The sequence below is a fragment of the Marinobacter sp. UBA2498 genome, from assembly GCF_002341575.1.
GTDB lineage: Bacteria > Pseudomonadota > Gammaproteobacteria > Pseudomonadales > Oleiphilaceae > Marinobacter > Marinobacter manganoxydans.
This window is the reverse complement of sequence record NZ_DDOI01000131.1, coordinates 16,252-25,359: the sequence shown is the minus strand read 5'-3', so window position 1 is coordinate 25,359 and position 9,108 is coordinate 16,252. Positions and strand designations below refer to the sequence as shown.

Annotated in this window: 8 protein-coding genes; all 8 read left to right on the top strand. The window is 61.2% G+C overall.

Features of this window, described 5'->3' with window-relative positions:
* Nucleotides 1-719: complex I subunit 4 family protein (locus B2W52_RS18180; RefSeq protein WP_286803850.1), on the top strand; the 719-nt coding region annotated here is incomplete at its 5' end.
* Nucleotides 719-2,095, top strand: a complete 1,377-nt coding sequence (locus tag B2W52_RS18175; protein ID WP_153741177.1) for an NADH-quinone oxidoreductase subunit N — start codon at nucleotides 719-721, stop codon at nucleotides 2,093-2,095. The genes B2W52_RS18180 and B2W52_RS18175, both read left to right, overlap by 1 nt.
* 350 nt (nucleotides 2,096-2,445) lie before the next feature.
* Complete coding sequence (gene ndhC, locus B2W52_RS18170; protein WP_153741178.1) at nucleotides 2,446-2,853, top strand: NADH-quinone oxidoreductase subunit A; 408 nt, start codon at nucleotides 2,446-2,448, stop codon at nucleotides 2,851-2,853.
* A gap of 71 nt (nucleotides 2,854-2,924) precedes the next feature.
* Nucleotides 2,925-3,602, top strand: a complete 678-nt coding sequence (locus B2W52_RS18165; protein ID WP_286803849.1) for an NADH-quinone oxidoreductase subunit B — start codon at nucleotides 2,925-2,927, stop codon at nucleotides 3,600-3,602.
* A gap of 48 nt (nucleotides 3,603-3,650) precedes the next feature.
* Complete coding sequence (gene nuoC, locus B2W52_RS18160; protein ID WP_008169457.1) at nucleotides 3,651-5,429, top strand: NADH-quinone oxidoreductase subunit C/D; 1,779 nt, start codon at nucleotides 3,651-3,653, stop codon at nucleotides 5,427-5,429.
* Nucleotides 5,429-5,944, top strand: coding sequence for an NADH-quinone oxidoreductase subunit NuoE (gene nuoE / locus B2W52_RS18155; protein ID WP_273017227.1), 516 nt, complete (start codon nucleotides 5,429-5,431; stop codon nucleotides 5,942-5,944). The genes nuoC and nuoE overlap by 1 nt, the downstream gene beginning before the upstream one ends.
* Nucleotides 5,941-7,341 (top strand): NADH-quinone oxidoreductase subunit NuoF, encoded by a 1,401-nt coding sequence (gene nuoF, locus B2W52_RS18150; RefSeq protein ID WP_008169462.1) that lies wholly within the window; start codon nucleotides 5,941-5,943, stop codon nucleotides 7,339-7,341. The genes nuoE and nuoF overlap by 4 nt, the downstream gene beginning before the upstream one ends.
* A 60-nt stretch (nucleotides 7,342-7,401) precedes the next feature.
* Nucleotides 7,402-9,108: NADH-quinone oxidoreductase subunit NuoG (gene nuoG / locus B2W52_RS18145; protein ID WP_286803848.1), on the top strand; the 1,707-nt coding region annotated here is incomplete at its 3' end.

Genomic DNA, 9,108 nt, shown 5'->3' with positions numbered 1-9,108 from the left:
AATTCGGCACTTACGGGCTGGTTCGATTTGCCCTGCAAATGACCCCCGATGCGTTCCGTGAAGCGGGCGTTGTTGTTCTTGTTCTCGGTGTTGTCAGCGCGCTCTACGGGGCTTTTGCCGCTCTGGCGCAGAGTGATCTGAAACGCTTGGTCGCCTATACGTCGGTTAACCACATGGGGTATGTCATTGTCGGTGTGGCCGTGGCGGCAATAACTCTGGATCCCTCGGTGCGAACTGTTGCTTTGGATGGTGCGGTATTGCAGATGTTCAGCCATGGACTGGTTACCGGTGCCTTGTTCTTGCTGGTGGGCATGATCCAGGACCGTGCCCACACCCGTGAAATGGGCGAATTGGGTGGGTTGCTCAAGACGGTCCCAATGCTCGGCTGGACCTTTGTGTTGGCGGCCTTTGCATCGCTGGGCTTGCCCGGGCTGGCGCACTTTCCGGCCGAGTTTCAGATATTTCTTGCCACTTTAAGCGCTTCGCCAGCCGCGGTGGTTGTGATTTTGGGTATTGCCATTATTGCCGGTACGTTTCTCAAAGCACTGCGGGAAACCTTTCTGGGCGAGCCCCGGCAGCGCTGGCAGTCCATGCCTGATTTGAGCGCTCGTGAGTGGCTTGCTGTGGGGCCATTGCTGGTGCTCACTGTCGGCACTGGCGTGGCACCCTCCTGGGTGCTGGGTATCATCCACCGCACTACATCGGCGCTGGCACTGTGATGGCTCGTGATCTTGCACTGTTGATTCCTGAAATTGCCGTACTGTTGACGGCTGTCGGTGCGCTGATCGCGGAAATGCTGCGTAGGCCGCAAATTGCGCTGCTGGTCGCAGTTAGCGGTCTGATCGTTGCCACGGGTCTGACCGTCAGTCTGATTGGTGAGGACACAACGGTGTTTGGTGGCAGTTTCCGGGTTGACGACCTCAGTGTGTGGGCCAAACTCATTCTGCTGCCGGCCACCATCCTCGCCATATTTTTGGCGAGAGTGGATGTGAGAGGCACCGTGCGAGAGGGCACGGTTTACAGCCTGCTTTGCTTTGCCACCATCGGCGCGCTCGTTCTGGCAGGCGCGGGTGATACGATGTTCCTTGTACTGGGTACATTATTAACTGGCCTGGCCACCTTTGCCTTGGTTGCCTACCCGGATACCGACCCTGCCACAGAGGCCGCCATGAAGTTTTTCGTGTTCGCCTCGGTCACAGGTGCGATCATGATTTTCGGCCTGAGTTACTGGTTCGGCGCTGCGGGATCCACGTTACTCGCGGATCTTCCTGGTATGGATACCATGCCAATGGCGGTTCTTCTTGGGTTCGTGGCGGTGGTTGTCGGTCTGGGTTACAAAGCCTCGCTGGTTCCATTCCATTTCTGGGCGCCAGATGCCTATGAGGGTGGGCCACTGTCAATAGCGGCCTACCTGTCAGTGGTGCCCAAGATCGGTGCTCTGTTCGCACTCGCTCAGGTGGTTCGCGATCTACCCCCGGAAAGTGGTTGGACCGCCATCATCGCCGGGCTGGCTGTTCTGACCATGACCTATGGTTATCTGGCCGCGCTGGTGCAGGATAACGTCGTTCGGCTGCTGGCCTATTCGTCGATTGCCCAATCCGGCTATTTCCTTCTGGGTATCCTGGCAGTCGGCGCCAGTGAACTTGCTCTGCCATCCATTATACTGTTTGCTGCCGCCTATGCGGCCATGAATCTGGGCGCTTTCGCCGTTGCCGCCAATATCGGACGGACTCTGAACGATTTTGACGGATTGGGGCGCGCCCAACCGCTTATTGGCATCGCAATGGTGGTCTTTCTGCTATCGCTGGTCGGGATTCCGCCACTTGCCGGCTTCGTTGGGAAGTTCCTGCTGTTCGCCGCCGCCATTGATGTCCAATTCACCTGGCTGGCGGTGGTTGCAATTGCCAACAGTGTACTTTCACTGGCGGTATATCTGCGCATTGTCGTGCCCATGTACCAGCAGGCGGCGACGGAATTCGCGCCGGTGGGCAAAGCTCTTGGCACGGTGGTAGTGACAACCTTTGCTGCCACGCTGATCCTCGGCCTGGCGGCCCAGTTCTTTCTCTTGGGACTGGTAGCGTGGTCGTCGTCCTAATTCCTCCCCTGGCGATGTTGGCAATCGTGCTGGCAATGGTTACTGCACGAAGGCCTCAATCGGTGCGATGAAGCCATATTAGTAGACAACACAGTCTGTACGGTACCTGCTTTCAAAGCAGCGCTAGTATGAAGCCTTCAGATACCTTGCTCTACTCGATTATGCCCGCGGAGTTGCTGTTTCCTGCAGGTCTTGATTTATGGCAGTGAGTAGTGCGCTCTGCTGACTGAGGCCGGCTGGAAACAGTCTTGTGAATTTGATCGGGATCAAAAATTGAGAACGATTGCTCTGCTGATTCAGTTCCGTTTCAGGCTGGGCGGATAGGGTGATGATTCAGAACAGGAGGGGGTATGTCGGACACGGTCAATGAGTTGCTGGTCAACTACTGGGCAACCGGTTTTTTTGTGATCGCTGCCCTCGGCTTATGTGCCTTCATGGCAGGCGTTTCCAGCCTGCTTGGCGGGCGCAGCCATGGCGTCAGCAAAACCATCCCGTTTGAGTCCGGTATTGTCGGTGTCGGTGACGCCCGCCAGCGGTTTTCCGTCAAGTTTTATCTGGTCGCGATGCTCTTTGTGATCTTCGATATTGAGGCGGTGTTTCTGTTTGCCTGGGCGGTTGTGATTCCGGAAACGGGCTGGAGCGGGTTCTGGGGCGCGGCGGTTTTTATACTGATATTGCTTGCCGGCCTGCTCTACGACAGTCGCTCAGGGGCTTTGGAGTGGGCTCCCGAGGGCTCTCAGGGATACAGGGAGAGCTGAGCCACTGAGTCCCTGGGCGACGTTGCCCGGACCTTGATCACTGTCAGCAAACCTTTATATGGAGACCAGCCATGCCTTACAGACTGACACGGGCCGAGGAAGAGCAGGAATCCAGTGACCGTTACCCGCTGGGGCGCCGGCAGTCATCGGAGGAATACGTCAAAAGCCAGCTTGAACGCAACGTATTCACCGGCAAGCTGAGTGACGTCCTCAATTCGGCGGTGAACTGGGGGCGCAAGAACTCCTTGTGGCCCTATAACTTCGGTCTGTCCTGCTGCTACGTGGAAATGACTACCGCATTTACCTCGCCCCATGACATTGCGCGCTTCGGGTCGGAGGTGATCCGCGCCTCGCCGAGGCAGGCCGACTTTATGGTGATAGCGGGTACCTGTTTCATCAAAATGGCTCCGGTTATTCAGCAGCTCTACGATCAGATGCTGGAACCCAAGTGGGTCATTTCCATGGGCTCCTGCGCCAACTCTGGCGGTATGTACGACATCTATTCGGTGGTTCAGGGGGTTGACAAGTTCTTGCCCGTGGATGTCTATGTAGCGGGCTGTCCGCCGCGGCCCGAGGCCTTCCTGCAGGCACTTCAGTTGTTGCAGGACTCGATTCAGGAGGAGCGCCGGCCGCTGTCCTGGGTCGTGGGGGATCAAGGGGTTTATAAGGCCGAGATGGGGTCCCAGCGGGAGCAGAAACGGAGCCAGCGAATCGAGGCCACCGAACTGAGGACTCCGGACAAACTCTGAGCGCCGCCTCCCGATTTGCCCAACCTTGACAGGAGATGAGTCAGCATCATGAGCACAGACGCTCTCGACAGGCATGCACCGGCCCAGTCCGGCATTGACCGGGCCCTCGGGCTTCTGGACGGATTCCGGGAACACATCGAGCACGTTCAGCCTACCCTGACCGGGCTTCCGGTGCTGTGGGTGCGACGTGAGCGGATAGTGGAGATACTGCGCCACCTGAAGGCGCCGCCGGCGTCTTTTTCCATGCTTTACGATCTCTCTGCCGTGGACGAGCGGCTCCGTGCCCACCGTGACGGGCTACCAGCCGCGGATTTCACGGTCTTCTATCATCTGCTGTCGGTGGATCGTAATGAAGACCTGATCATCAAGGTGGCGCTGACCGGTGGCGACCCGAACCTGCCAAGCGTGACCCGGGTGTTTGCCAATGCCAACTGGTATGAGCGGGAAATCTGGGATCTGTTCGGCATTACCGCAACCGGCCATCCCCATCTGCAACGGCTGCTTATGCCGCCCACCTGGCATGGCCACCCATTACGCAAGGACTATCCCGCGCGGGCCACGGAATTCGACCCCTACACCCTGACAGTGGAGGGGCAGCAGACGGAGCAGGAGGCGCTGAAATTCGAACCGGAAGCCTGGGGCATGCAGCGTGAGCGGGATGGCAGCGAGTTCATGTTCCTCAATCTGGGCCCCAATCATCCCTCTGCCCACGGTGCCTTCCGGATCGTGCTTCAACTGGACGGCGAGGAGATCATCGACTGCGTGCCGGATATTGGCTATCACCACCGGGGCGCGGAAAAAATGGCCGAGCGCCAGACCTGGCACAGCTTCATTCCCTATACCGACCGCATCGACTACACCGGCGGCGTAATGAACAACCTTCCCTATGTCCTTGCGGTTGAGAAACTGGCGGGTATCGAGGTGCCCGACCGGGTCAAGACGGTCCGGGTGATGATGGCGGAGATGTTCCGTATTAGCAGCCATTTGCTGTTCCTGGGGACCTACCTGCAGGATCTGGGCGCCATGTCGCCGGTGTTCTACAGCTTCACTGACCGCCAGCGGGCCTACAAGGTGATTGAGGGCATCACCGGTTTTCGCATGCATCCGGCCTGGTACCGGATCGGCGGCCTTGCCCAGGACCTGCCCGTGGGCTGGCAGCAACTGGTGCAGGAGTTCCTTGACTGGATGCCGCCGCGGCTGCGGGAATACGAGCTGGCCATGATGAAAAACGCCCTGGTGCGGGAGCGGACCCGGCATGTGGCTGCCTTCACCACCACCGAGGCCCTGGAATGGGGCGTGACCGGTCCCAACCTGCGGGCCACTGGCTGCAACTTCGATCTGCGCAAACAGCGGCCCTATTCCGGCTATGAGAACTTCGACTTCGAGGTGCCTCTGGGGCAGCACGGAGACGTTTTTGACCGGGGCCAGCTGCGTATTGAGGAAATGCGGCAGAGCCTGCGCATTATCCAGCAATGCGTCGATCACATGCCCGCGGGCGACTACAAGGCGGACCACCCGTTGACCACCCCGCCACCCAGGGAGCGGATGTTGCAGCACATCGAAACGCTGATCACGCACTTTCTGCAGGTGTCCTGGGGTCCGGTTCTGAAACCCGGCGAATCCCTGCAAATGGTGGAGGCCACCAAAGGCATAAACAGTTATTACCTGACCAGCGACGGCAATAACATGAGCTACCGAACCCGCATCCGGACTCCGAGCTTTCCGCACCTGCAGCAGATACCGTCCTTGATGCGCGGAGGCTTCGTGCCGGACATGATCGCCCACCTGGGCAGTATCGATTTCGTAATGGCAGACGTGGATCGCTGATGATGGCAACAACCCCGCACACAACCGAACTGATCGGCAGTGACCGTTTTGAACTGCACCCGGACGACGAAGCCGCGATTCTCCGGGAAAAGGAACACTACGAGCAGCCCCAGGCCGCTTGTATCGAGGCGTTGAAAATCGTCCAGCGCCGCCATGGCTGGGTTCCCGACGGTGCCATCATGGCCATCGGGCGGTTGCTGGGCCTGGGATTCGCCGCGGTGGACGGCGTGGCTACCTTTTACAGCCTGATTTTCCGTCAGCCGGTAGGGCGCCATGTGATCCTGGTCTGCGACAGCAGCTCCTGCTTCCTGACCGGGTATGAAACGCTGAAACAGGCCCTGGTGGAGAAGCTGGGAGTGGACTACGGCGCCACCACCGCCGATGGCCGCTTCACCCTGTTACCCGTGTGTTGTCTCGGCGCCTGTGACGGTGCCCCGGCGCTGATGATTGACGGCGAAACCTTCGGGCCGGTCACACCGGAGGATCTGTCCGACCTGCTGGAGGGCTACGAATGAGCGGATCCACCTCAGGTCAAGGCAACCCGCTGCGTTATCACAGCCGGATACGGCAATCCGGTACCGAGCGTCAACCCGAAACCCATCCGCTGACCTGGAGGCTGAGGGACGACGGCGAGGTGGTCTGGCTCGGCGAATATCTGGATAAGGATGGTTATCAGTCGGTCCGCCGGGCATTGGCCGAGAGCGACCCCCAGGGCATCATCACCGTGGTGAAAGACGCCAATGTGCGTGGCCGGGGCGGCGCCGGTTTTTCCGCTGGCGTCAAGTGGAGCCTGACGCTGCAGGGGGGTGACATGCCCCGGGGCTACCTGATCTGCAACGCGGATGAAATGGAACCGGGCACCTTCAAGGACCGGTTGCTGATGGAGCAGCAACCCCACCTGCTGATTGAGGGGATGATCCTCGGAGCCCGGGCCAACAACGCCCGGCAAGGCTACATTTTTCTGCGGGGTGAATACGTGGAGGCGGCCCGGGTGCTGAACCGGGCCATTGATGAGGCCCGCGAAGCCGGCTGGCTGGGGCCGGATATTGATGGCAGCGGGTTCGATTTCGACATCGCGGTGCATACCGGGGCGGGGCGCTACATCTGCGGCGAGGAAACGGCTCTGATCAATGCACTGGAGGGGAAGCGCGCCAATCCCCGGGCCAAGCCGCCGTTCCCCGGCCAGTCCGGAGCCTGGGGCAGGCCCACGGTGGTTAACAACGTCGAGACCCTGTGCAACATACCCGCCGTGATTCTCCATGGCGCTGACTGGTATCAGAACCTGTCCGGCAACCGTACCGGTGACGGCGGCACCAAGCTTTATGGCGTGTCGGGGCCGGTTGCGGAGCCGGGCCTCTGGGAGCTGCCCATGGGCGTCACCGGGGCCGAGCTGCTCGACCGGGCCGGGGGGCTGCAGCAAGGCCGTCGGCTCAAGACGTGGTTGCCCGGCGGCACCAGTACCGGCTTCCTGTTGCCGGAGCATCTGGAGCTGCCCCTGGACTTTGACTCTATCGCCAATGTCGGCAGCCGGCTGGGCACCGGCCTGATGATGGCGGTCCCCGAGGACCGGGGCATGGTATCGCTGATGCGCAACCTGGAGGAGTTCTTCGCCCGGGAATCCTGCGGCTGGTGCACTCCGTGCCGTGATGGTCTGCCCTGGGTGGTAAAACTGCTCCGGGACCTGGAAAAGGGACAGGGGCAGGCCGGCGACATCGAATTGCTCGACAAGCTGGCGGCGGACTGTGGCCCGGGGCTGACCTTCTGCGCCCTTGCCCCTGGCGCCGCCATGCCGCTGGAAACAGCGCTGCGGCACTTCCGGCAGGAGTTTGAGCAGGGCATTGGCAAGGTAAGCGGCGACACCCGGGGCGTTCCGGACCGGGTCGCAGCGGACGCGCCGGCAAACAACCGTTAGTTTCAACAGTCACTTTCAACAAACAGTGATCGTACTTTCTAGGTGAAGGCAGAAGCAAGCATGGCGACGATTCACGTGGACGGAAAAACCTACGAGGTCAACGGGGCGCACAACCTGCTCCAGGCCTGTCTGTCACTGGGCCTGGATATTCCCTATTTCTGCTGGCATCCGGCCATGGGAAGTGTCGGCGCCTGTCGCCAGTGCGCGGTGCGCCAGTACAAGGACAAGGACGACAACAAGGGCGTTCTGGTCATGTCCTGTATGACCCCGGCGGCGGACCAGACCCGAATCGATATCGATGACGAGGAAGCCCGGGCTTTCCGGGCCAGTGTGGTGGAGTGGCTGATGATCAATCACCCCCACGACTGCCCGGTGTGCGAGGAGGGCGGCCATTGCCACCTGCAGGACATGACGGTAATGACCGGCCATGACCGCCGCCGCTACCGGTTCAACAAGCGCACTCGCCGCAACCAGTACCTGGGGCCGTTCATCGCCCACGAAATGAACCGCTGCATTACCTGCTACCGGTGCGTGCGCTTTTACAATGACTACGCCGGTGGCACCGATCTGGGCGCCTTTGGTGCCCGGGACAACATCTACTTCGGACGATACGCCGAAGGCACACTGGAAAGCCCGTTCTCCGGCAACCTCACCGAAGTCTGCCCCACTGGGGTGTTCACCGACCAGAGTCATTCCGATCACTACACCCGAAAGTGGGACCTGCAGTATGCCCCCGGCATCTGCCACCAGTGCGCGGTCGGTTGCAACATCAGCCCCGGGGAACGCTACGGCGAGATTCGCCGCATCGAAAACCGCTACCACGGTGAGGTTAACAGCCACTTCCTCTGTGACCGCGGCCGGTTTGGTTACGGATACGTCAACCGCGCCGACCGGCCACGGGTTCCGGAATGGACCGAACGGCCGGGGCAGGAGGCCGTGACGCTGGGGGTAGATCCGGCCCTGGAGCGTATCACCGGCGCCCTGCGTCAGGCCCGGCGCATCATCGGCATCGGATCGCCCCGGGCCAGTCTGGAAAGCAATCACCAGCTATTGGCCATGGTGGGGCCGGAAAACTTTTCCACCGGGATAGAGTCCCGGGAGCAGGCGTGCCTGGCCATAATGAACCGGCTGCAGGAAACGTCGGGACTGCCCACCCCGACACCCCGGGAAATAGAACGCCACGATGCCATTCTGGTGCTGGGCGAGGACCCGGTCCAGAGCGCCGCGCGCCTGGGGCTGAATCTGCGTCAGGCTGTGCTGTCACGGCGGGAAGAACTGGCTGAAAAGATCGGCGTGCCGGCCTGGAATGCCGAGGCCGTCAAGACCCTGGGGCAGGACCGGTACCACCCGCTGCACATTGTCTGGCCAGCGCCCACCGAGCTGGACAGTGTCGCTGTCGCCCGCCATGCCCTGGCGCCGGATGATATCGCCCGGCTCGGTTTCGCGGTGGCTCATGCCATCGACCCGGCGGCGCCCCCGGTGGACGGCCTCGACCCGGCCAGCCAGGAGCGGGCCGGAGAAATCGCCGTCAGCCTGTTAAAAGCGGCGCGGCCGCTGGTTGTCAGCGGCGGCTCCCTCGCCAGCGAGGCCATCCTGGAAGCCGCCGGTGCGGTTGCCCGGGCCCTGTCCAGGCGGGCAGCGCAGGGTGGGCTGGTGTTGATCCGGCGGGAGGCCAACAGCACCGGGCTGTCGCTCATGGGGGGGCAGACACTGGACTGGGCGCTGGATGAGTTGAGTGAGGGCCGGGCCGATGCGGTGGTGGTGCTG